The organism is Pseudomonas sp. PS01298 (genome assembly GCF_029959745.1).
GTDB classification, from domain to species: domain Bacteria; phylum Pseudomonadota; class Gammaproteobacteria; order Pseudomonadales; family Pseudomonadaceae; genus Aquipseudomonas; species Aquipseudomonas aylmerensis.
Window position 1 is genome coordinate 42659 of sequence record NZ_JASCPP010000017.1, and the last position, 23494, is coordinate 66152.

A 23494-nucleotide genomic window follows, 5' to 3' on the forward strand; every position below is an offset into this window, starting at 1 on the left:
CAAGCGCCTGCGTGGCTAACGAAACCGACGATAGAGGCCCCATCCATGCCTGCGCCGCTAAATCTACCCGTCCAAGCTGCTGCGAAATCCGTCTTAGCACAACTCGTTAATCACATAACACCAAACTCCACTGAAGCATCTATCGTAAGAATCGCAGCCGATATGCTCACGCAGTTGGGATATCCAGATACTTGGTATTACGATTGTCCGGCATTCGTTTTGCTCGGATCCCGCAGTCTGGCCTCAGTCTCAGGTCGGGGCTACCAACCAAGCGAAGAGGCGGTAGGTTTGCGAAATCTTGTAACAGTCGATCTCAGCCCCCGATCAGGCACTGTGTGGGGTGATTGCGCACGTTCATTTTACGTCGAGGATGGTATATGTCGAACGATGCCACTTGGTGATGATTTCACTAGAGGATATGTGGCGGAGCAAAGTCTACATGACATCATGCTGCGGTTTGTTCACCCTGAAACCACCTTCAACGACCTGTATGAGTTAGCTAATGAGTCGATAATTGATGCCGGTTTCGAGAACCTCGATTTTCTTGGCAACGTTGGTCACAGCATTTGCGAGCGACGTGATCAAAGGCTTTACATTGAGTCGGGCAACAATCGCCGCCTGGGTGAGGTGACCTGTTTTACATTTGAGCCCCACATACGTTTGAGAGCCGGTAAATGGGGTTATAAGCATGAGAATATTTACTACTTCGACGATGACGGAGCACCATGTGAGCTTTAAAAATTATCGCCTGAAGCAGCTACATTCTCGGCGATGTGGTCGTACCCTGGCTTCCGTTCGCGTTTGAAATTCCAAGATTTTCCTAGGCGCAGAGTGATCAGACTTGTGGTAAGCAGATAGTAGTAGTGGGTCGATTTCGAGTTTGAGTTTATGTGGTGATTCAAAAACCAAATGAGATGTTTTCTTTGCCATGACCATGGGTTACCTCGGTTCCAGCGTTCAGAAATAGCTGCTTGAATAGTCTTGGCCTGGCGGATGTGTCGTTCTCGTGTGGTATGTGCTCCAGTCAGCACTCCAGCCAAGAATATCTCCATATCGAATGGTTTACTCATACCCGACCGCCGATGTACGCCGATACCACGTCGATTCGACCGTGCCCCAGCTCATAGCTGATTTGTAATCGTGCCTCTCGATCAAGGCGCGGATCGAGCCGCCTGCACCTGCCACCGTTGATGGGCGCTAGGTGGTGGGTGATCTGTTCATAGCGTTCGCACGCATAGGCCGCGCGCAGTTCGTGGAAGCCTTTGAGGTGGTGCGTATGGAGGATATCTCGGGCGGGGCGTACGACACTCGGTTGGAAATCGAGATAGCTCTCGTTCGGTGCAAGCAGGTTGCGGCTGCCGTCGGGCGAGACCTGTTCGGCAAACCTCAGTGCGTCACGAATATGATCGTCTACCCTGATCCAGCGAGGTGCCGACGCACCTGAGCGGCCACCTTTGGTGCCATCCTGGATGTTGATCTTGCCGTATTGTTCGGCCTCACGTTTTAGACGCGGTAGGTCGGCCAAAATGGCCTCGCGCAAGCGCATGCCGGTGGCACGCGCCAACTGCGCAATGGCGGCGGCGCGGGGGTACTGATTTTCGCAGAGGGCGTTTACGGTCCGCTTAACTTGTTCGCGGTCTTGGCCCTGCGGCACCGAGCGACGAACACTGGTTCGCCGCATTCCCAGCGCCTTACTCGGACTCGAGACCTTCACATACTGATCACCGCGAAGCGCGGCCATGGTCCGATTCACACTGGATAACCGGTTTTGCGCGGTGGCGATGGCGAGCTCACCTTGTTCAACTTGCTGACGCAGATGTCCGGCGTAGTCCAGCAAGGTCTGCCGATCAATTTGTCGTGCATCGTTAAATCCTGGCCCATTCTCGGAGCGACACCAGCGTACAAACGCCTGCCAGTGATCACTGTGCGCCTTGACCGTGCCGTAGTGCCCGCCGCCAAACAGATCGCGCAATGCCCGCGGCCCGGCATAGCTCAACTGCCGACCATAGCCAAAATTGCGCCCAGCTCGTCTACCGACCAATCCCATGACCAAACTCCTCTCGAAGCCAAACCTTTAAAACCATCCCCACGTCGTCCCGCCAAGAATGTTGAGTGTTATCAGGGATCAAGGCCCCTGCGACCTGTGAGGGTTGTCCACTACGCGGGACTGGCGGCTCTTTACGACCGGGAGCTTGGGCATCTCATGATCTGACCTCCTGAACACTTCCGCAGAAGTGGGCGGGTGGAGGCTGCACTGGCTGACGAGACCGGCGCCGCGAGATCCTGAGTCGGGTGAAGGCAGCGAGGCGATGACTGGGGTATGCCTGACTGTCAGTCAGGTGCAGTCCATTCCGTGGACTGCGGCACCATCATCTGCATCGCTGTTGCTGGTGACTTCGGTGTTTGTCACGCCGATTGTCACGAGGGGGAATGCCGCAAAGCCTTGTACGAGTTGGGCTGCAGCAGCGGTAGGAGCGCCCGTCTCTTTCCGGGAGAAAGAGACGGGCGCAGGTTGGCGCAAGGAAATGGCCAAGCGGACAGGTTGCTGCAGGGCAGCTATGAAAGGGAATGAGTTGCCGCAGTGGGCATGCTGGTAAAAGTAGGCATCCATCACATCGTTGTGACCGTGCGAGCCGCCGGACGCTAATCGCACTTTGGGAGAACCGCCACGGTGTGGCGTAGCCTTTAAGGTTCTGGCTACCTGGGTTGCTGTCAACGACAGCGCTTTGCCCGATCTTTTCTACTCCTGTAGATAATTTGGGTCAAGGTTCGATTTTTCGGGAGTTCTGCGGCTGTGGATGAAATTATCCACCGGTGGAAATCTGTGGTTTTCCACAGACAGTTGGGTGGGCTTTAGATTTTTTAAGTGAGGTCCATCCAAACAGGGCGGCTTTGCAGCCCTGTTTGGATGGACCCGCGTGGCAGAGCAGATTGCGAGAGTCTTACGGATGTACGCTTGCTTTACTGCGGCACTTTAAAAGCCAAAGCAGTGTCAGCACCGTCGGCCAAAACAACGTGTTGAGAATGTCGTGAGCGCTTGCCTGCCAACGCCAGTATCCGAAGCTTCCAATATCGTCTCGCCGATCTACCCACTCGCCAGCACACGCAATGATGAAAACAACCAGCCAGCCAATGTATGGTCTGAATCGTCGGGTGCCGACGATCAACGTTAAATAGACCACCATGCCCACATAGATATGCAGCGCGTCTTTTGACAGCCCGGTTGCCGACACGATGGCGAGCTTGATGCTTTGTGCGGTTGAGATATCCATGTCAATTCTTCCTTTCTGCGCCAGTGCCAGACTTCGCCTTCATCCGAGTAACGTTAACCCCAATCTGGTTGGCGAATTCGTGTGGAGTGACATGCTCTTGCCGGTTGGCCTCCAGATACCGACTCCACCAGTTCATGATCAGCCTGCGTTCCTCGATGAACTCAGCCTTGTGGATGTAAGCGGCGCGGACGTTGTTGCGCTCCTTGTGGCTCATCTGCCGTTCAATAGCTGTCTCCGACCACAGTCCTGACTCGATCAGTGCGCTGCAGGCCATCGAACGAAACCCATGTCCGCAGATATCGGTTTTGGTGTCGTATCCCATCGTCCGTAGCGCGTTGTTCACGGTGTTTTCGGACATGGGTTTCCAGGGCTTGGCATCGCCTGCAAACACCAGGTCGAATTTTCCAGTGAGGGCGTGGATCTGTTCAAGCAGGGCTACGGCTTGCGGCGATAAGGGTACAAGGTGGATGTCCCCGGCCATCTTCGTCCCCCTTGTTGAAAAGGGTACTCCGTCCAACGCTGGACGAGTGTCAGGTATTTCCCAGGTGCCGCGCTTGAGGTCGAACTCGCTCCAGCGTGCGAAACGCAGTTCGCTGGATCGTACAAACACATGCAATGACAGCATCACCGTCAGACGGGTAAGTGCCCGGCCTTTATAGGTGTCGATCCGCTCCTGCAGTTCCGGCAGTCGCGATAAGGGTAGAGCGGGGCGATGGATCACCCGCGGGGCCTTGATCGAGCCTTCGAGGTCGTAAGCAGGGTTTATAGTGATAAGCCGGAGGCGCTTTGCCTCGCGCATGATGCTCTGCAGGTAGTTTTGTACCCTTAAAGCAACGTCTATCGTTCCGCGCTTCTTGATCGCTTCCAAGGGCTGCATAAGGTCATGGGTGTCGAGATCAACAATGGCGCGTGCGCCGATCAGCGGGAACACGTGGGTTTTGAGGCGGCTCATCACTGTTTTGGAATGGCCTGGTGCCCACTTGGCCGACATTTCCGTATGCCAGTCGAGCGCAACGCTTTCAAAGGTTCTGCCTTTGATTACGGCTTCCGCCTTGGCTTGGTGCTTGGTCTCTATAGGATCAACGCCATCCGCCAGCATTCGCTTGACTTCCAAGCGCTTGCGGCGCGCATCGGCGAGGCCAATGACGGGGTAGTTGCCGAACGAGGTCAGTCCTTCCCGTCCGTCAGGTTTGACGTAACGGAGCCGCCAGCCTTTGCGGCCATTGGGTTGGACTAGGAGATAGAGGCCATCGCCATCGAAAAGCTTGTAGGCGCGGTCTGCAGGTTTTGCCAAGCGGCAAGCTGCGTCGGAGAGCGGAGCTGTGGTGCGCGACATAAGGGTACTCCCTTTTATCGAAGTGACCTGTATCCCAAACTCTACCCTTAAAACGGTTGGAATCCACCAGTTTCTGACGGAAATCGATGGAACGCCAAAACGAAAAAACCCGCCAGAAGGCGGGTTTTTCGGGGATTCCAGAGATTTTGAAAGCTTTCTATGGAACCTTGAATGGTGCCGGCACCAGGAGTCGAACCCGGGACCTACTGATTACAAGTCAGTTGCTCTACCAACTGAGCTATACCGGCGTGTTAGGGCGACGATTATAGCGATTGGAGGGGTTCTGTAAACCCCTGAATTCTGACTATTTTTGCGCAATTGCAGTTTTTTTGCCTGGCTGGTTATTTTGCCCACTGCAATGGCTTCTATTTGCACAGCCAGCAAGGAATTACCTATGCCCCCGCACTGGAATTTGGTTATGGGGCCCGTCCTCACCTAATGCAGCGAATCGATTGAAAACCCCTATGAAAGGCTCGTTGATGGTCATTAAATTGACGACTTGCCGTTTGTCTAAAAAATAGCCAGCCGCGACATCAAAATAATGACACTTTTAAGCGCTTGAAGCAGACTGCACGGACTAGGGCGACCAGAAAAAGACCTGCGGTAAGCAGTCGTATCAGCTGACCTTTTCACGTCTTTAAACTTCGCCGTGACGAGGAACGCGCTATGAGTTTTACCGATGGTCTTCTTGCCTTGCTTGGCAAAGATGTCAGTCGCGACGCCCGTGGGCTGAATGCGCGGCTGCACTTTTTCGGCAGCATTCCCGTGGATGATGGCACCCCGTTTCCCCCTCAGACTCCCAGCGCCAATGAGCATTGCCTGCCGGTGGACAAGGCCGAGCGGCGTCCGTGTGTGGTGGCGTTGGTGTCGGTCAATGGCGGCGTGGGGCGAAGCACCCTGGCCACGGCGTTGAGCAGCGGCTTGCAGCGCTTGGGTGAGTCAGTGGTGGCGGTGGATCTGGACCCCCAGGATGCATTGCGATTGCACTTCGGTGTCAGCCGCGCATCGCCCGGGATTGGTCGCGCCAGCCTGCGCAATGCACGTTGGGAAACCCTCCAGCAGCCGGGTTTTGTCGGCAGTCGCGTAATTACCTTTGGTGACACCGACATCCGCCAGCAGGACGACCTCCAGCGCTGGCTCAAACATGAGCCGCAATGGCTGGCGCAGCGCCTGGCAGCCCTGGACCTGAGTGCCCGCGACACGGTGATCATCGATACCCCTGCCGGCAATAACGTCTATTTTCATCAAGCCTTGAGTGTCGCCGATGTGGTGTTGGTGATTACCCAGGCCGATGCCGCTTCCTTGGGCACCCTGGATCAACTCGATGCCTTGATGGCGCCGCACCTTGAGCGCGAGCGGCCACCGCATGTTCACTTTGTGATCAATCAACTCGATGAGGACAATGCCTTCAGCCTGGATATGGTTGAGGCGTTCAGGCAGCGCCTCGGCACGAAGGAGCCATTGGAGGTGCACCACGATTTAGCGATCAGTGAGGCGCTGGCGTTTGGCACGGATCCCTTGGACAGCCAGGCGTTGAGCCTGGCGGGTGACGATATCGATGCGCTTTGCCGGCTGCTGATCGCACGCAGAAAACACCTGTGAACGGCGGTTTATACGCGTAACAGCAGATGCTTATGCACAATCGGTTGGACTGGGTTGTCACGAAACAGCCATTTTGTGGAGCTGTTCTCATCACGCCGCAACTGCCTGTTTTACGTGTGTTTTATTTTGTGAACAAAAAATGACCAGCGCGGCTTTCGGCCTGTAGCGCAGATGGCTACGGGCTCCGTAAAGAATTCATCAACAGAGTTATCCACAGGTTGGGGTGCGACAATTTCGCCCCTTAATCGCGCTCGGCGAGCACCATCAAGTTGCGCGGCGTCAGGGTTGGTTCGCAGAAGCTGCCTACTTCGACCGTGTAGCCGTTTTCACTTAGAAACAATGCCCGATCCAGCATCAGCCAGACCTCCAGCGGGCGCCGAAACAGACCACGTACCAGTTCCAGGTTCCTGACCTCGGCCAGACGGCGCCAGCCGTATGCCTCCAACGCCACCCAATCCTGCTCACCTGTGGATAACCCTTTGCGGCTCGCCAGCTCCCGGCAGTAGTCCGCGAAGGGTTTATCCAGCCAGCTGGCGGGCAGGGACGGCGTGGGCAGATAGTCGTCGTGGCCTCGTAGCTCGCGTTGCAAGTGATCGAACCCCAGCCGTCGGGCCATGGATATGTCCCGCTGCAAGCGCACGCGTTTGCCTGCGGTAACGGTTTCGCTCAGCGGCAGGCCGAGGTCATCGATCGACAGCTGCAGGCGCGATGCACGGCCTGCGGTGGACAGCGGTTGGTAGGTGTCGGCATTGATGCGGTTGTAGCAACACGGCGCCAGCGCCAGCTGTTTGCAGCCGGCGGCGCTGGCCAGGTGCAGCAGGCGCACATGCAGGTCGCCACAGGCGTGCAGGGCGACGGGCGTGTGTTCGGGGCTGATAGCCACGTCGGCCATCACATCTTGCAGGCGATGGGTGACCGGTAAGCCGTGATGCTCGCTCAAGGCTTGGCCGGCGGCGATCAGTGCCGGGTCATATTCCAGGCAGGTCAATGTTTGACCTGTTTGCAGCAGGCGACGACCCAGGTGGCCCTTGCCTGCACACCAGTCCAGCCAGTGCCGGGGTGTTTGTGCAAACGGCAGCGCCGCGCCGAAGGCTTCGATTTGTTCCCACTTGCGGCCCGGCACGTCGACGTTCAAGCGCTGGCGGGCGGGGTGCAGGGGCTGCGTCGGCAACTTATCCACAGCGCTGAGTTGCAGGGCTTGCTCGGCGAGCTGTGGAAAAGGCGCAGGCGCGGCCAGGTCGTGGGGATGGTTGTGACTGGCTTCGGCATCGGCCAGCGAACGTTGACGCAGCCACTGGGCGAGGTCGGGATGCCGGGTTTCCCAGGCTAGCTGGCGATGCGTGAAGGGCCGTGGTTTCCACAGCCCCTGGTGCTCGATCAGAAACGCATCCAGCGCCGCAAAGCGTGCTTCAACGTCCCTGGCAAGCATCGACGCGCAGCCAGCGTTCGAGCAGCTTGAAGCCCCGTACCAGGATGTAGGCCATCAGCAGGTAGAACAGGCCGGCAGCGAAGAAGATTTCCACCGGCAGGTACGTGCGGGCAATGATGGTGCGCGCCATGCCGGTCAGTTCCAGCAGGGTCACGGTGCTGGCCAGGGCGCTGGCCTTGAGCATCAGGATCACTTCGTTGCTGTAGGCCGGCAGGCCGATGCGCGAGGCGCGAGGCAGGATGATGTAGAACAGCGTCTTCGGCTTGGACATGCCCAGGGCGCGCGCGGCTTCGATCTCGCCGGGCGGTATGGCCTGGATCGCGCCGCGCAGGATCTCGGCGATATAGGCGGCGGTGTGCAGGGTCATGGTCGCCGTGGCGCACCAGAACGGATCGCGCAGGTACGGCCACATGAAGCTGTTGCGCACCGCGTCGAACTGCGCCAGGCCGTAGTAGACCAGGAACAGCTGCACCAGCAGTGGCGTACCACGGAAGAAGAAAATATAGGCGTAGGGCAGGGCGCTGACATACCAGCGGCGCGAGGAACGGGCGATCCCCAGGGGAATCGCCAGCAGGAGGCCGGCGATCACGGCAATGGCCACCAGCTCCAGGGTCAGGGTCGCGCCCTGGGCCAATTTGGGCAGCCACTTGATGATCACGGCCCAGTTCAGGCCCAGGTCGAAATGCGCCAGCCAGCTGTAGTCGCCGCTCATTGGGTGCTCCTTGCAAAGCCGCGGGCGGCGCGTTTTTCCAGGAAGTGCATGCCGGTCATGGCCAGGACGGTGAGGCCCAAGTACATGAAGGCGGCCACCATGAAGAAGGTGAACGGCTGCTTGGTCACGGTCACGCCGATCTGCGCGTGGCGCATGATTTCTTCAAGGCCGATCACCGACACCAGCGCGGTGTCCTTCATCAGGATCATGAACAGGTTGCCCAGGCCCGGCAAAGCGATGCGCCACATCTGCGGCATGATCAGGCGAGTGAAGATGCGAAACTTCGACAGCCCCAATGCCACACCGGCTTCGCGGTGGCCCTTGGGAATGGCGAGGATCGCGCCACGGAATACTTCTGTGGCGTAGGCACCAAAGCACAGGCCCAGGGCAATGACCCCGGCAGCAAAGGCACTTAAAGAAAGGTCGGGGTTGCCAAAGAACTCCCCCAGGGCACGCATCAGGTTGACCGTGCCGAAATAAATCAGCAGTACCCACAACAACTCGGGAATACCGCGAACGATGGTCGAGTAAGCACCGCCAAGCCATTGCAGCGGCTTGTACGGGGACGTCTTGGCCAAGGCGCCGGCGAGGCCGAGCACCAGCCCCAGGCACAGGGCCGTGAGCGCCAGTTTGACGGTCATCAGCGCGCCAGCGGCGAGCGCCGGGCCGAATCCGTAGAGATCGAAATTCATGGTGTTTTCATATCGCGGCAGGCATTGCTGAAAGCCGGCGCGCCCGAGGGGGCGCGCCGGTCAGGCCGTTCAGATCATTCGATGCTGAACGGGAAGTACTTGTCGTTGATCTTCTTGTAGGTGCCGTCAGCCTTGATCTCGGCCAGGGCTTTGTTCAGGCGCTCGCGCAGCGGGTCGCCCTTGCGTACGGCGATACCGATCTTGTCGCTTTCTACCACCGGGTCGCCCTTGAATTCATAGGCGGAACCGTCTTTGCTCTTGAGCCATTCGTACTGCACGTACTTGTCGGCGAGCATCCCGTCGAGGCGGCCGGACGTCAGGTCGAGGTAGGCGTTTTCCTGGGTGTCATAGAGCTTGGCGGTGGTTTCCGGCAGTTTGTCTTCCAGGTAGGTACCGGCCAACGTCGCGCGTTGTGCACCGATGACCTTGCCCTTCAGGTAAGCGGCGTCGGTCTTGAAGTCCGTCGTGGCTTTAGGGGCGATGAACTGCAGCTTGTTGGAGTAGTACGGGTCGGTGAAGTCGACGGCCTGCTTGCGCTCATCGGTGATCGACAGCGAGGACACCAGGAAGTCGAACTTCTTGGCGTTCAGGGCCGGGATGATGCCGTCCCAGTCGGACACATACACTTCGCACTTTTCGACTTTCATCTTGGCGCACAGGGCGTCGCCGATGTCTTTGTCGAAGCCGACCACGTTGCCGCTGGCGTCTTTATTGTTGAAGGGCGGGTAGGCCGCTTCGATCCCCATTTTCAAGGTTTCTGCCATGGCCGTGGCGCTGAACGCCATCGAGACGGCCGCGGCCAGAAGGAATTTTTTATAGTTCTGCATGCATGTTGCTCCGTTAGCGGTTGCTGGACATGAATTGTTTGCAGCGCGCCGAAAGCGGGTTTTCAAATACCTGCTGTGGCGATCCTTGCTCTTCGACCAGGCCCTGGTGCAGGAACACCACTTCACTGGACACCTGGCGGGCGAAGCCCATCTCATGAGTGACCAGCAGCATGGTGCGGCCTTCTTCGGCCAGCGCGCGGATCACATTAAGTACTTCCTGGACCATTTCCGGGTCAAGCGCGGATGTAGGCTCATCGAACAGGATGACTTTGGGCTGCATCGCCAGGGTGCGCGCGATGGCCGCCCGTTGTTGCTGGCCGCCGGACAATTGCGCGGGGTAGGCGTGGCGCTTGTCGCTGATGCCGACCTTGGCCAGCAAGGCTTCGGCGACTTCGATCGCCTCGGCCTTGCTCTGGCCGAGCACACGGCGGGGTGCCTCGATGATGTTGTCGAGGATGCTCATGTGCGGCCACAGGTTAAAGTTTTGAAACACAAAACCGATTTCGCTGCGCAGGCGATTGATCTGCTTGCCGTCGGCGGCCATCAGCTCGCCGTTTTTCGCGGCCTTGAGCTTGAGCTCTTCGCCGGCGACCAGGATTTGGCCCTGGTGCGGGTTTTCCAGCAGGTTGATGCAACGCAGGAACGTGGACTTGCCGGAACCGGAGGAACCCAGGATCGAGATCACGTCGCCGTCGCGAGCGGTCAGCGAGATACCTTTAAGTACCTCCAGCTCACCATAGCGTTTATGCAAGTTGCGGATTTCAAGCGCGGGCGCGGCCTCGGCCATGTGCGGTCCTCATTGTGTTCATTGCGTTCCTGCTGTTGGGCCGCCTTCCTGGCGAGGCGCCAAGCTAGCATAGCGCCTTGATGGCAGCCAACAGCGCGGCCGGCGGTAAACAGGCGGTGTGCGGCAGGGTGTCGCATCGGCACAGCAGCGTGTCGCGCCATCAACAACCGAACAACCGTTTGAACCTGTAAAACCGCAGGCTTCGCGTAAAAAAGGGCGCGATGGTGCCAGCTTTGGGCGGGTGTTGGAAGGGTTAACCGGGCAAACGGTGCTTATCAGCCCTTTTATGGAGCGTCACGTACTTTTTGTGTGTGTTTTTGGTGCGCTGGGTGGCCTTGGAAGTGAGTCGCACGGTAACGCTATAGCGGAATGCCATTGTTCTCAATGACTTGCGATTGCTGTTGAATCGTCCTACAGCCCGCGTCAATCGCGGCCTTGTAACATTTTGGCGCAAATCTTGCGTAAAAAATAAAGAACGCCCTGTTGGTTTCTTTTCACGAGAAAGATTTCAGGCCGGGCGGACCGTTTTCGCAATTCCTCGTAAAGGTGTGTCAATGAGTAGTACGCAAAGCTCCAATGACCTCGAACAGGGGCTCAAACCGCGTCACGTCACCATGCTGTCGATTGCCGGCGTCATCGGTGCCGGTTTGTTTGTCGGCTCCGGCCACGCGATTGCTGCCGCCGGCCCTGCCGTACTGCTGGCCTACGCCGCTGCGGGGACGCTGGTGGTATTGGTGATGCGCATGCTCGCCGAAATGGCCGTGGCCTCGCCTGACACCGGTTCGTTCTCCACCTACGCCGACCGCGCGATCGGCCATTGGGCCGGTTTCACCATCGGCTGGCTGTACTGGTGGTTCTGGGTATTGGTCATCCCCTTGGAGGCCAACGCCGCCGCGACCATCCTGCATGCATGGTTCCCGGATGTGGCCATCTGGGCCTTTACGCTGATCATCACTCTGCTGCTGACGGCGACGAACCTATTCAGCGTGAAGAACTACGGTGAGTTCGAGTTCTGGTTTGCGTTGATTAAAGTCGTGGCGATCGTGGGCTTTGTGATCCTCGGCCTCGCGGCGATTTTCGGCTTCCTGCCGACCAGCCAGGTCAGCGGCGTTTCGCACCTGTTCGACACCCAAGGCTTTATGCCTAACGGCATGGGCGCTGTCCTGGCTGCGATCCTGACCACCATGTTCTCCTTCATGGGCACCGAGATCGTTACCATCGCCGCCGCCGAATCGAAGAACCCAGGCCAGCAAATCACCAAGGCCACCAACTCGGTCATTTGGCGGATTGGTTTGTTCTACCTGTTGTCGATCTTCATCGTAGTGTCGCTGGTGCCATGGAACGATCCGACCCTGGCTGCCGTAGGTTCCTACCAGACCGTGCTGGAACGCATGGGCATCCCGAATGCCAAGCTGATCGTCGACCTGGTGGTCTTGGTCGCTGTGACCAGTTGCCTGAACTCGGCGCTGTACACCGCTTCGCGCATGCTGTTCTCGCTGGGTCGTCGCGGTGATGCACCGGCAGTCGCCAAGCGCACCAACAAGAGCGGCACGCCTTACTGGGCAGTGTTGCTGTCGACCGGCGCGGCGTTCCTGGCAGTGTTTGCCAACTACGTGGCTCCGGCGGCGGTGTTCGAGTTCCTGCTGGCCAGTTCCGGTGCCATCGCGTTGCTGGTGTACCTGGTGATCGCGGTATCGCAACTGCGCATGCGCCAGAAGCGCACGGCGGCGGGCGAGAAGATTGTGTTCAAGATGTGGCTGTTCCCAGGCCTGACCTACGCAGTGATGGTCTTCATCGTGGGCACGCTGACCATCATGCTGTTCCAGGAAGCGCACCGGGTCGAGATCATCGCGACCGGTATCCTCAGCTTGCTGGTGGTCGTGGCGGGGCTGTTTGTGTCGAGCCGTCGCAAGGCCCAGCGGGTAGGCGCTGCAGCACTCAGCTAGGTTGCACCGATCCCTGTAGGAGCTGGCTTGCCGGCGATGGCGTCTTCAAGGGCCCCATCGCCGGCAAGCCGGCTTCTACAGAGTCAGAGTTGGGTCAGTGCCTTCGAGGCCGCGAGGTAATCCGCCTGGAACTGCGGCGATTCGATCCACGCCAGCGCAGCCGCTTCATCATCGGTGTCCGTGGCCCACTGCCGATATTCGATCAGTGCCGCGAGGATGAAGTCGGTGGCTTCCTCTTCGCCTTCCTGCTCCAGCACCAGCGCCAGCAACGGGTGCGCCAGGAACACGGCACACAATGCCTGCTGGCTGATCTCGCCCGCTGTGCGCATCTCGACGAACAGCTCGGTCAAATCCACCGATTCAAGGTCAATGCGGCTGTCATCGCCGGCAAACGCATCCGGCTTGCTCGCGACGGCGCGCTGGGTACGGTTCTGCTTGGCCTTGGCCTTTGCCCGTTGGGCGCGTTTTTGCTGCTTGTTTGGCGAGGCCATGGGCTCAACGTCCTGAGGATCTGGGATGAGTATTGAAGCGCAGGTTGGGGGAAATCCCAAGGGTATCTGCGGTTAATTCGCCGTTTTGCAGCCACGCCAATGCAATCGGCCACAGCCGATCCTGATACTCGCTGCGAAAGAACGCGAAATGTCCGACCTGTTTTTCGCCGATATCTTCAGGCGCAATCCGCAGGTGAGTGCGTTCGCTGCCGTCGAAATAGCCCAGTAATCGCTCAATCGCCGGCACTGTGCCAAACGGATCATCGGTGATGCTGATCGCCAGGATCTGCGCGCTCACACGACTGAACGGCAAGCCCGCCAGCGCGCGACCGCTGGGCCGTGTTTCGTACCTGGGCGTCGGTGTGCTCCAGTCGCGTACCACGCCTGCCGGCGTGTCCTCCAGCCAGCCCAGCCGCTTGCCGGGGAAGTACCCGCACAGCGCGGTGACCAGTGGCATCGCTACATGCCACTTGGCAAACATCCGCCAGCGTCCGCTCGCCTGGTAATCGCGCCAGTAGGCGAACTGCGCGCCCACCGTGACGATCCGCCGGATCACCGCCCCTGAGGCGGCGAGCCCTGCCGCACAACCGCCGAAGCTGTGGCCGACCACATCAATCGGCTGGCCCGGAAACTCCCGCTGCACCCGTCGCAGGATCGCCTCGAAATCCAGTGCGCCCCAATCCGACCACGAGGCCTTGAAGCCGCGCAACGAACCGCTGCGGGATTCGCCGATGCCTCGGTAGTCGTAGGTAATCACGTCGAAGCCGTGGGCGAACAGGTAATCGGCGAAGCGTGAGTAATGGCGGCAGCGCACCGAGGTGGCGGCGTTGATGATCACGGCGGGGCGCGCCAGGTCGGTTCGGACGTGGCGCCAGCTGAAGCCGCCGAGAGGGTAACCGTCGGCAGCGGGCTCGCGGAATGCTTCTGGGGCAGGTCGGGTGGGCAGGTTCATAGGTCGACTCGATCCTTGCGCTTCGATGTGGGCTGGAAGGCCCATGCGCTTTTGTAGTCAGCCGAAATTAACAAATTTCGCCCGGCACAGGCGCAGGAATTATTGCGATGCTCGACCTTATCCCCTGGGGTGCTTAGGCTTACGAACTTTTGATCAACCGGAGTCAGTCCATGACCCGCGACACCCTCGAGCACAACCAGATCCCGGTCTACTTCGTCGCCGTCATTCTGGCCGTCGGCTTCGGTCTGCTTGCGCCGTCCTGGGGGCATGGATTGGGTGCGCTGGTCACGCCTGCCATCGCGGTCTTGATGTACGCCATGTTCCTGCAAATCCCTTTTCTGGATCTGCGTCAGGGCCTGGGCAACAGGCGCTTCCTCGCGGCGTTGCTGCTGGCCAATTTCATCCTGGTGCCGTTGCTGGTGTGGGCGTTGACGCGTGGCCTGGTGGAGCGCCCGGCGTTGCTGGTGGGCGCGTTGCTGGTGTTGCTCACGCCGTGTATCGACTACGTGGTGGTGTTCACCCACATCGGCAAAGGTGACGCGCGATTGATGCTGGCGGCGACGCCGGTGCTGTTGCTGCTGCAGTTGCTGCTGTTGCCGCTGTACCTGGGTTTCATGCTGGGCGCGCAGTCCGAGGTCGTGGTGGCGGCGGGGCCATTTATCGAGGCGTTCTTGTGGTTGATTGTGCTGCCGATGGTGCTCGCGGTGATCACGACGTCGCTGGCGCGCAAGTCAGTGCTCATCAATGCCTGGAACAGCGCCTGGGCGTGGCTGCCGGTGCCGGCGATGGCAGCGGTGCTGTTTGTGGTGATCGGTTCGCAAATCACCTCGGTGGTGCGCGACATCAGCTTGCTGCTGCCGGTGATCCCGGTGTATGTCGGCTTCCTGGTGCTGGCCCCGCTGATGGGTGCGCTGGCGGCGCGGCTGTTCGCGCTGCCGGCGGCAACGGCGCGGGCGGTGACTTTCAGCGCGTCGACGCGTAATTCGCTGGTGGTGCTGCCCCTGGCGCTGGCCTTGCCGGAAGGCGTGCGAGGGCTGGCGGCGACGGCGGTCATCCTGCAAACCCTGGTCGAACTGGTGGGTGAGCTGATTTACGTTAGGCTGATTCCCAAAGCGGTGTGGCCCGCAGGTCGGTAAAAGCGCAAATGTTCAGGTTTGTTCAGGCGCTATTCAGGGGCTCGCTCGGCAACATAGGTTGGCGCTCCCTACCTGACAGGTCTACTGATGGATCATCGCAACCGTTTTCGCATGGAATCCCTGGGCATTTTCCTGATTGCCTTGTTGCTGTTTACCTTGGGCATCTGGGATCAGCAGCCGCAAGGGTTTGACGGACGTTGGGCGCTTTTCCTGCAGGAAATGTTTCGCCATGGCGCGAGTCTTTTCCCCACCACCTACGGGCAGCCCTACGCGGACTATCCCGGCACCGCGACGTTCTTCAGCTTTGTCTTCGCCCGGTTGTTCGGCGCGCCTAACCATCTGGCGAATATCCTGCCGACCGCGCTGGCCTCGGCCGGGGTGGTGGCGCTGATCTATCGCCTGCTGGTGCCGTACGGTCGCAGTTGGGCGCTGCTTAGTGTGCTGTTGACCCTGCTGACGACCCAGTTGCTGGAGAAGTCGCGCTCGGTGTGCCTGGATCAAATGGTCGCGCTGTTGTGCCTGGGCAGTTTCTACCTGCTGCACAGCGGCGAGCGCCTCGGCTCGCGGTGGCGCCAACTCGCCGTGTTCCCGTTGTTCATCCTCGGCTTTGCGATTCGCGGCCCGCTGGGCTTGATCGAAGTCTGTGGCGTGGTGTGCGTGTACTGGGCACTGGCCCGGCCTGGAGAGCGGGTCAAGCAGGTGTTGATTCACGGCATCGTCGGGCTGGTGTTGCTGGCGGCCTGTTGGTGGCTGCTGGTCAAGCTCGCGCGCTTGAGTGGCGGCGATGCGTTTGCCGATGAGGTGTTCAAGATGCAGGTGGGCGGGCGCCTCGATGAAACCGGCGAGCCGTTCTATTTTTACTTCCAGCTGAGCCTGTACCGTTATTTCCCCGTGGTGCCCCTGGCGCTGGCCACACTGGTTGCCCTGCGCCAGCGCTGGGCGCAGCGCTTCAACGATGATGTGCAATTGGTCGTGCGGCTCGGCGCCTGCGGCTTGATGATCCTGCTCGGGTTGTCGGTGCCGCACTTCAAGCGCGCTTATTACATCCTGCCGATGGTGCCGATGTTTGCCGCTGTCGCGGCCTATGGGCTGCTCCAGGCGCAAGGATGGCTGATTGGCGTGCGCCGATGCTACGAGGGGCTTGTCGCGGCGCTGCCGGCGTTGTGCGTGGTTGTCGTGTTTGTCTGTCGGCATAGTTGGCAGAAACACGGTTACTGGCCGGGCGTCCCGCTGCCGTTGTTGATCGGTGGGTTGGTGATCCTGCAAGTCGCCGCGCTGCTTGCCTGGCGGCGAGCAGGGCGGCTGGTGTGGCTCAGCGTGTTCGCACTCGCGGCGCAGTGGCTGGTGCTGGTGACGGTAGTGGAGCCCGCCAAGGACCTGCAGTTCGACACCCGCCAGTTTGTCAGCCAGGTGGAAGCCCTGCGCGCGGCGCAACCGGGGCCGCTGGTATTTGTGAATCTCGGTCGGGACACCTGGGCGGTGCGCTACATGATGAATCTGGAGCATGACGAGCAGCCATTGTTTGTCGGTGGCGCCGACGTTGCGCGGCTGGACACTCTGCCCCGCCCGGCGTGGGTCATTGTCGCGCGCAAGGAAACCGCGCTGCTCAAGGGCACGCCCCTGGAGCATCTGGCGCCAAGCTTTGAGGGGCGCTTGAACGACAATCCCCTGATGGTGTTTTTGTTGGAGTGAGTCAGTGACGGGCTATGCGTCTGCCGGTCACGTGAGGGGGCTTGATCGGATGCAGGAGCATGGCTTCCAGCTATCCGACCAAGAGCGGGTGGGGGGTGGTGACGCTGATGTGGAATGAGGCGGTTCGGCGAGTAGCGACTTCGGTCATATGTAGGGCTTATCCAGTTGCTCGGGGATGAAGTCTTCGTCGCGCAGAGATTTGATCACGCCCCTGATCAGATAGTTGTTGGAGAACCCGATGGTGTATTGCCGCGCGCCTGGGTTTATGGGGCGAAACCTCTGATTGGATTTTGACTATCTCAAAAATAGGATGCCTTGGTGCCCGCAGATTGGGCTTTGAGGGCCTCAATAGGTCCTGCGTTATCTCAAAATAGCAGTTCGGGTAAGTGAAAAATATCGGAAATGAAGTGGTGTTCAGCTTCGTCGCATTTTCGGATGTGGAAGCGAACTTGAGATGAAAAGGTCGATTCTCATGGTAATCATGAGCATAGCCTCCGAAGTGGGCCTTTTTGCGCTGTCGTGGAATCTGCAGGGGGTGAACTCAAGTGCAGGTCGCAGGCCGCGGTCGGGAGAGGTCTGGATGACGGTGGTAAAGCGGCCCCCTTGCAGGGCGCATCAGGTCGGTGTCTCGCCAGCGAATGTGTTTGGGCTTATTGGGGGGCGCGTAGAAATCGCAGGCAACAAAAAACCCGCACTAGGCGGGTTTCTTGTGTGTTTCAGATGATATTTGCACCACCTGAAACTTAATAGTGGTGCCCAGAGACGGAATCGAACCGCCGACACGGGGATTTTCAATCCCCTGCTCTACCGACTGAGCTATCTGGGCAACGGGGCGCATTAAACGGGTTTTTCAGGGGGTCGTCAAGCAAGTTTTCAAAAAATATTTAATTATTACCGTCGCTTACGTGCCGATCCCGATTTTTGATCAATTATTGAGCAGGCGGCACGTAGCCGTCGGCCTTGGCGTAATCCTCGCCGGAAAAGAACTTGTCCATTTCGCCTGACAGGTATTTACGATCTTCGGCGTTCATCATGTTCAGGCGTTTTTCATTGATCAGCAGCGTCTGGTGTTTCAGCCAGTCGCCCCATGCCTGGGCGGAAATGTGATCGAAAATGTCCTGGCCTTTCGCACCTGGGTACGGAGGGCGTTCCAGGCCGGGCAATTGTTCTTTGTACTTGCGGCACATTACGGTGCGGGTCATGACGACACTCCTGCATTCAATACGTCGGCCGCGCGCTTCAGCAGTTTCTTGACCGGGGCGGCAAGGCCCAGGCGCGGCGGGGTGGCGAGGTTATACCAGAGCCAGTCGGCCTCGGCCACGTGATGGGCGGATTCCTCGACCTGGACCAGCCAGGGTTCGATGGCCAGCTGGAAGTGGCTGAAGGTGTGGATCAGCCCCGGCAGTTCCTGCTGTTTGCCCAGTGCCAGCGCGTGCTGGTGGGCGAGGTGTTCCAGGTCGGTGAGGTCGTCCAGCTCCGGCAAGCTCCACAAACCGCCCCACAGGCCGGTGGATGGGCGCCGGTAAAGCAGGATTTCGCCTTCGGCATTGGCCAGCAAGGGCATCAGCGTACGCTTCTGCGGGATGCTCTTGCGCGGCTTGGGGATTGGGTAGCGCGTCTCCAGGCCAAGCATGTGGGCTTCGCAGCCTTTTTCCAGCGGGCACAGCAGGCAACTGGGCTTGCTGCGGGTGCAGAGGGTGGCGCCCATGTCCATCATCGCCTGGGTATAGGCGTTGACGCGGTCATGCGGGGTGAAGCGTTCTGCGGTGGCCCACAGCTGCTTCGCCACCTTGGGTTCGCCCGGATAGCCTTCCTGCGCGGTAAAGCGTGCCAGCACGCGCTTGACGTTGCCGTCGAGGATCGGCGCGCGCAGGCCCATGCTCAGGCTGGCAATCGCGCCGGCGGTGGACAGGCCGATACCCGGCAGTTCGGTGAGCTTTTCGACATCCCGGGGAAACTCGCCGCCGTACTCGGCCACGACGATCTTCGCGGTCTTTTGCAGGTTGCGCGCCCGGGTGTAGTACCCCAGGCCGGTCCACAGGTGCAGCACTTCATCTTCCGGCGCGGCAGCCAGGGCCTCGACCGTTGGCAACGAGGCCATGAAGCGGTCGAAGTAGTTGAGCACGGTGCTCACCTGGGTCTGCTGCAGCATGATCTCCGAGACCCACACCCGGTAAGGCGTGATGCCCTGTTGCCAGGGCAGGTCATGGCGACCGTGGCGGTCGTACCAGTTGAGTACGGCCTCTGAAAACTGCTCGTTTCTCATCGTTTGAACAGGCCTTTCAACGCGTCTTTCAACTGCGGGTTTACCTTGTCGAGTTTCTCTTCCAGCTTCTCGCTGAGCTTGTTGCCGGCTGCCTTGATCGCGACCTGGCTCAGGCCGTCCTTGTCCAGGCGGCAGGCCTTGGCGCCCAGTTCCAGCGGGCCACGGCAACGCAGCGGCACTTCGATGTTCTGGAAGTTGGAACCGACCTGGCAGGCCGGGTCCGGCGTATCGCGCTGGTCGCCTTCGACGATGATGCCGACGCGGTAATCCATGCCGAGTACGCGCAAGTCGACGTCGCCGTTGCCGTTGACCGTCAACCCTGGAATGCGCACTTTCAGGTCGGGGTTGCTGGCCACGCCGTTACGGAATGTCAGGTTGCCGCGCAGTTCCTGGAAGGGCGTGTCCTTGCCCTGGGGCGTGGTGCTCAGGGTCTTGCGGTTGAGCAGGGCGATGCCGGTGCACAGTTGCTGTTCGAGGTTGGCGTTGAGCAGCACGCCGTTGTTGATCACAAAGCTGGCGGTGCCGTTGAGGCTGTCGATCAGCGCCTTCTGGCTGTTGCCACGGCCGTTGAGGTTGCTGTCGAGGGTGATCTGGCCCTTGACCGGCGGGTTCTGCCCCTGGGCCTGCAGGATGCGTTCAACCGGCACCTGCTTGATATGCGTCTGCAGCGCGAGGACCGGGATGTCCTGGCGCACATCGAGGTTGCCGTTGGCCTGGAACGTGCCGTTGTAGAGACCGCCGCTGAGGGTGTCCAGCTTGAGTTGGCCGTCGACGCCGGAGGCTTTCAGTGCCGCGTTCTGGATCGGCAGCTTGCTCAGCGTCAGCTGGCCGAAGGCGAGGTCGGCGTCTATGTCCAGGGTGCGCAGGTGCGTCAGCGGCAGCAGCTTGTCGGTGCTCCAGGCGCCTTTGGTGGGCGCGTCCGGCAGCGGTGTAGTGCCACCGGCGGCCATGGCCCCGGCTTCGCTGTTCTGCACTTCGGCCTGGCGGGCGGCGCTCGCGCCTTTGGCGGAGTCGGACTTGGCCGGCAGGTAGTTGTCAGCGTTGAAGGTGTCGCCCTTGAGCTGAACCCGCAGCGACTGCTTGGCGAAATCGTCCACGGCAACGCGGCCGGTGAAGGTGCTGCCGTCGAGTTTCAGGTTCAGGTCTTCCAGCGCCAGGCTGTTTGGCGTGCCCTTGAGGCGGCTGACCAGCTCGACCTTGCTCAGGCTGCCGTCCGCCATCGGCGGCAACGGGTGGCCGACGCTGTCGAGGAACTTGGCCAGGTCAAACTGGGCAATGGACAGCGCGCCGCTGAATTGCGGGGTCTTGTCCAGGTCATTGACCTTCAGCTCGCCCAAGGCGCGCAGTTGGTTGGCCGACAGCTTCAGGTTGGTCCACTCGGCGATATTCGCCGCCTGGTCCACCAGCAACTGACCCTGGGTGGAGAAGGTCACTGTCTTGCCTTGCAGCGGCTCGCCCGTGGCTTCGCCGGTGATTTTCATGTCCTCGAACTGGTAGCGCTTGAGGGCGCGCTGGATGCGCAGGTTGCCGTTGAGCTCGGTCTTGACGCGCATCACCGGCTGGTTGCTGCCGAAGAAGGCGGTGAGCTTCACCGGAATGCTCGCGCCTTCGTGCACGGCACCGGCGCTCAATTGGATGCTTTCGGCGCTGAACTGCTTGCCGGTCTGTTCATCGTTGTATTCGATGCGGGCGTTGTTGACCGTCAGGCTGTCGATATCCAGGCGGATCGGCTTTGACGGTTTTTCCGGCTCGGTCTCGGCAGGTTGCTCGGTCGGAGCGGGTGCGCCGGTGCTGGCCGACGACACGTTCTTGCCGATGTCTTCCCAGTTGCCGTGGCCTTGCTTGTCGCGGGTCAGGCGCAGGTTGAGGCCTTCGACACGCACGTCGCTCATCTGGACTTCGCGGCGCAGCAGCGGCAGCACGCGCACCGACAGGCCCAGCATCTGCAGGTCGGCGAACGGCTGAGTCGGGTTGGTCAGGGTCGCGACGCTGGCTTCGTGCAGTTCAAGGCCGAGCCAGGGGAACAAACTCCAGCCGATATCGCCATTGAGCGTCAGCTCGATGTGGGCCTTGTCGCGGGCTATCTGGCGAATCTCGTCTTTATAGTCGTTGGGATCGAAGAGATGGGTCAGGGCAAAGCCCAGAGCCACAATGATCAGCAACAGCCCGAGAAGTACCAGACCCAGGATTTTGCCGAACGCTTTCATGGGCGAGTCCTTGTATGTCGATTTCAAAATTTAGCCGCAGAGTATAACGCCCGACGGCCCGCGTCAGTTCGCGGATCGTTACATTGTATCCAGGGGCGCGGGAACGGGTTTCTGGCGTCAAACAAAACAGATTTCCTGAAAAAGGTGATATCAGTTTGGTTTTTCTGTCATCCACAGGTGCTAATCTGCGCAGGTTCGTCTGCCTTCTGCGACACAGCGTCGCGCTTAAAAGGAGCTTTACTCAACAACAACGGCCAACGCTTTGCGTGCAAGGCCGAGGGAGAGAGCGCCTGACGGACACATACTAACAACTGGGGGAAACACCAATGAGCACTAGCACTGCAGCAGGTCATACTGCCGCACAGCCTGCGTTCCTGTCCAAGGAGCGCATTATCGCCAAGCCCGGGTTCAACCGCTGGCTGGTTCCACCGGCCGCCCTGGCCATCCACTTGTGCATCGGCATGGCCTACGGTTTCTCGGTGTTCTGGCTGCCACTGTCCAAGGCACTGGGCATCACCAAGCCGGTCGCCTGCGCGCCGGACATGGGGTTCATCGCCCAAGTCTTCTCGTCCCAATGCGACTGGCCCATCTCCATGCTGGGCTGGATCTACACCCTGTTCTTCATTTTCCTCGGCTGCTCGGCAGCGATCTGGGGCGGCTGGCTGGAACATGCCGGGCCTCGTAAAGCCGGGGTTGTATCGGCCCTGTGCTGGTGTGGCGGCCTGTTGATCTCGGCGCTGGGTATCTATACCCACCAGATCTGGCTGATGTGGATCGGCTCCGGGGTCATTGGCGGTATCGGCCTGGGCCTGGGCTATATCTCGCCGGTGTCGACCCTGATCAAATGGTTCCCGGACAAGCGCGGCATGGCCACCGGCATGGCGATCATGGGCTTCGGCGGCGGCGCAATGGTTGGCGCTCCCCTGGCGGCAGCGCTGATGGGCCACTTTGCCACGCCGACCAGCGTGGGCGTGTGGCAGAGCTTTGTGGTCATGGCTGCGATTTACTTCGTGTTCATGATCGCCGGCGCGCTGCTGTACCGCGTTCCGCCGACCGGCTGGAAGCCTGAGGGCTGGACAGCGCCGGCGAAAAAAGCCAGCAACGCGATGATCACCCACCGTCACGTGCACGTGAATGTGGCGTGGAAAACCCCGCAATTTCGCCTGGTGTGGCTGGTACTGTGCCTGAACGTGTCCGCCGGTATCGGCATCCTCGGCATGGCTTCGCCACTGCTGCAGGAAGTCTTCGGCGGCAAGTTGCTGGGTGTGGATGTGCCATTCGGCCAGCTTGATGCCGGTCAGTTGGCTTCAATTGCGGCAATTGCCGCTGGCTTCACCGGTCTGTTGAGCCTGTTCAACATCGGTGGTCGTTTCTTCTGGGCGTCGTTCTCCGACTACCTGGGGCGTAAAAATACCTACTTCGTGTTCTTCGCCCTGGGCTTTGCCCTGTACGCGCTGATCCCGAACCTGGGACACCTGGGCAACGTGGCGCTGTTCGTGGCCGCGTTCTGCATCATCCTGTCGATGTACGGCGGTGGTTTTGCGACCGTCCCGGCTTACCTGGCCGACCTGTTCGGCACCCAGATGGTCGGCGCGATCCACGGTCGCCTGCTGACCGCCTGGGCCGCTGCGGGCGTACTCGGCCCGGTGTTGGTGAACTACCTGCGTGAGTACCAGTTGAGCATCGGCGTGGATCGCGCTGCGGCCTACGACATCACCTTGTACATCCTCGCGGGCCTGCTGGTGCTGGGTTTCCTCTGCAACCTGCTGGTGCGTCCGGTGGCCGACAAGTACTTCATGACCGATGCCGAACTGGCCGCCGAACAGGCGCTGGGTCATGACAAAGGTACCGATGCCTCTACGTCGCTGGAGTGGAAAGCGTCTGCGGGCAGCAAGCCGTTGGCGATCGCCGCCTGGCTGGTGGTGGGTATTCCGTTGGCGTGGGGTGTGTGGGTGACCCTGCAAAAGACCGCGGTACTGTTCCACTAACACCGCAAAAATTTTGTGGGCGCGGTTCCTGTGGGAGCCGGGCTTGCCCGCGATGGCATCACCTCGGTGCAACTGAAACGCCGAGGTGCCTGCATCGCAGGCAAGCCAGCTCCCACAAAAGCTGGTTCTTACCTGTATGCACATGTCTATCGTCGACAC

The 23494-nt window shown here is 59.9% G+C and carries 20 protein-coding genes, 2 tRNA genes and 1 pseudogene; 6 read left to right on the top strand and 17 right to left on the bottom strand.

Annotated elements, in window-relative coordinates; translation table 11 throughout:
* Window positions 1-45 precede the first annotated feature (45 nt).
* Window positions 46-738, top strand: coding sequence for a M24 family metallopeptidase (locus tag QMX97_RS09340; RefSeq protein WP_106805416.1), 693 nt, complete (start codon window positions 46-48; stop codon window positions 736-738).
* On the opposite strand, the gene QMX97_RS09345 is transcribed toward QMX97_RS09340, so the two are convergent.
* The 5 genes from QMX97_RS09345 to QMX97_RS09365 form a co-directional block, all read right to left on the bottom strand.
* Window positions 735-1070, bottom strand: a complete 336-nt coding sequence (locus QMX97_RS09345; RefSeq protein WP_248769689.1) for a hypothetical protein — start codon at window positions 1068-1070, stop codon at window positions 735-737. The genes QMX97_RS09340 and QMX97_RS09345 overlap by 4 nt on opposite strands.
* Window positions 1067-2047: an integrase domain-containing protein gene (locus QMX97_RS09350; RefSeq protein WP_106805415.1), complete on the bottom strand. Its 981-nt coding sequence runs from the start codon at window positions 2045-2047 to the stop codon at window positions 1067-1069. Before QMX97_RS09350 ends, QMX97_RS09345 begins: the two co-directional genes overlap by 4 nt.
* Window positions 2048-2942: 895 nt before the next feature.
* Complete coding sequence (locus QMX97_RS09355) at window positions 2943-3272, bottom strand: hypothetical protein (protein ID WP_106805413.1); 330 nt, start codon at window positions 3270-3272, stop codon at window positions 2943-2945.
* Between the two features lies 1 nt (window position 3273).
* On the bottom strand, window positions 3274-4608 hold the full coding sequence (locus QMX97_RS09360) for an integrase arm-type DNA-binding domain-containing protein (protein WP_248769687.1): 1335 nt from the start codon (window positions 4606-4608) through the stop codon (window positions 3274-3276).
* A gap of 172 nt (window positions 4609-4780) precedes the next feature.
* Window positions 4781-4856: transfer RNA gene (locus tag QMX97_RS09365), tRNA-Thr, on the bottom strand.
* 418 nt (window positions 4857-5274) lie between these two features.
* Between QMX97_RS09365 and bcsQ the strand changes: the two genes are divergently transcribed.
* Window positions 5275-6210 (top strand): cellulose biosynthesis protein BcsQ, encoded by a 936-nt coding sequence (gene bcsQ, locus QMX97_RS09370; protein WP_201143357.1) that lies wholly within the window; start codon window positions 5275-5277, stop codon window positions 6208-6210.
* 241 nt (window positions 6211-6451) lie between these two features.
* Here the strand turns inward: bcsQ and QMX97_RS09375 are convergent, their stop codons facing one another.
* The 5 genes from QMX97_RS09375 to QMX97_RS09395 all read right to left on the bottom strand — a co-directional run bounded on the left by QMX97_RS09375 (window position 6452) and on the right by QMX97_RS09395 (window position 10657).
* On the bottom strand, window positions 6452-7639 hold the full coding sequence (locus QMX97_RS09375; protein ID WP_282396773.1) for a methyltransferase: 1188 nt from the start codon (window positions 7637-7639) through the stop codon (window positions 6452-6454).
* Window positions 7620-8309 carry an ABC transporter permease gene (locus QMX97_RS09380; protein ID WP_058422651.1) on the bottom strand — a complete coding sequence of 230 codons (690 nt, stop codon included), beginning with the start codon at window positions 8307-8309 and terminating at the stop codon, window positions 7620-7622. The genes QMX97_RS09375 and QMX97_RS09380 overlap by 20 nt, the downstream gene beginning before the upstream one ends.
* Before the next feature lie 38 nt (window positions 8310-8347).
* Window positions 8348-9043 (bottom strand): ABC transporter permease, encoded by a 696-nt coding sequence (locus QMX97_RS09385; protein ID WP_053253867.1) that lies wholly within the window; start codon window positions 9041-9043, stop codon window positions 8348-8350.
* Window positions 9044-9117: 74 nt separating this feature from the next.
* Window positions 9118-9870 carry an ABC transporter substrate-binding protein gene (locus tag QMX97_RS09390; RefSeq protein WP_065899767.1) on the bottom strand — a complete coding sequence of 251 codons (753 nt, stop codon included), beginning with the start codon at window positions 9868-9870 and terminating at the stop codon, window positions 9118-9120.
* A gap of 13 nt (window positions 9871-9883) precedes the next feature.
* The gene (locus tag QMX97_RS09395; protein ID WP_017138656.1) at window positions 9884-10657 is read right to left on the bottom strand and encodes an ABC transporter ATP-binding protein; all 774 of its coding nucleotides are present in this window, start codon (window positions 10655-10657) and stop codon (window positions 9884-9886) included.
* 554 nt (window positions 10658-11211) lie between these two features.
* Between QMX97_RS09395 and gabP the strand changes: the two genes are divergently transcribed.
* The gene (gene gabP, locus QMX97_RS09400; RefSeq protein WP_065899768.1) at window positions 11212-12603 is read left to right on the top strand and encodes a GABA permease; all 1392 of its coding nucleotides are present in this window, start codon (window positions 11212-11214) and stop codon (window positions 12601-12603) included.
* An 83-nt stretch (window positions 12604-12686) separates the two neighbouring features.
* Here the strand turns inward: gabP and QMX97_RS09405 are convergent, their stop codons facing one another.
* Entirely contained in the window at window positions 12687-13094 is a 408-nt protein-coding gene (locus QMX97_RS09405) for a hypothetical protein (protein WP_213550251.1), read from the bottom strand.
* 4 nt (window positions 13095-13098) lie between these two features.
* Window positions 13099-14046, bottom strand: coding sequence for an alpha/beta fold hydrolase (locus QMX97_RS09410; protein ID WP_282396774.1), 948 nt, complete (start codon window positions 14044-14046; stop codon window positions 13099-13101).
* Window positions 14047-14216: 170 nt separating this feature from the next.
* Between QMX97_RS09410 and QMX97_RS09415 the strand changes: the two genes are divergently transcribed.
* Window positions 14217-15182: an arsenic resistance protein gene (locus tag QMX97_RS09415; RefSeq protein WP_282396775.1), complete on the top strand. Its 966-nt coding sequence runs from the start codon at window positions 14217-14219 to the stop codon at window positions 15180-15182.
* A gap of 87 nt (window positions 15183-15269) precedes the next feature.
* A complete protein-coding gene (locus tag QMX97_RS09420) occupies window positions 15270-16874 on the top strand; it encodes a glycosyltransferase family 39 protein (RefSeq protein WP_282396776.1) in 1605 nt (534 codons plus the stop codon).
* Window positions 16875-17018: 144 nt separating this feature from the next.
* On the opposite strand, the pseudogene QMX97_RS09425 reads toward QMX97_RS09420, so the two are convergent.
* The 5 genes and pseudogenes from QMX97_RS09425 to QMX97_RS09445 all read right to left on the bottom strand — a co-directional run.
* A pseudogene (locus QMX97_RS09425) lies at window positions 17019-17144 on the bottom strand (Fic family protein); the annotation flags it as partial.
* A 480-nt stretch (window positions 17145-17624) separates the two neighbouring features.
* Window positions 17625-17700, bottom strand: a tRNA-Phe gene (locus QMX97_RS09430).
* Window positions 17701-17803: 103 nt separating this feature from the next.
* The gene (locus tag QMX97_RS09435; RefSeq protein WP_065899778.1) at window positions 17804-18076 is read right to left on the bottom strand and encodes an oxidative damage protection protein; all 273 of its coding nucleotides are present in this window, start codon (window positions 18074-18076) and stop codon (window positions 17804-17806) included.
* Window positions 18073-19140 carry an A/G-specific adenine glycosylase gene (gene mutY, locus QMX97_RS09440; RefSeq protein WP_065899780.1) on the bottom strand — a complete coding sequence of 356 codons (1068 nt, stop codon included), beginning with the start codon at window positions 19138-19140 and terminating at the stop codon, window positions 18073-18075. Before mutY ends, QMX97_RS09435 begins: the two co-directional genes overlap by 4 nt.
* Window positions 19137-21347, bottom strand: coding sequence for an AsmA family protein (locus QMX97_RS09445; RefSeq protein ID WP_065899782.1), 2211 nt, complete (start codon window positions 21345-21347; stop codon window positions 19137-19139). The genes mutY and QMX97_RS09445 overlap by 4 nt, the downstream gene beginning before the upstream one ends.
* 326 nt (window positions 21348-21673) lie before the next feature.
* On the opposite strand from QMX97_RS09445, the gene QMX97_RS09450 reads away from it, so the two are divergent.
* Window positions 21674-23335: an OFA family MFS transporter gene (locus QMX97_RS09450; RefSeq protein WP_065899784.1), complete on the top strand. Its 1662-nt coding sequence runs from the start codon at window positions 21674-21676 to the stop codon at window positions 23333-23335.
* Window positions 23336-23494: the final 159 nt, after the last annotated feature.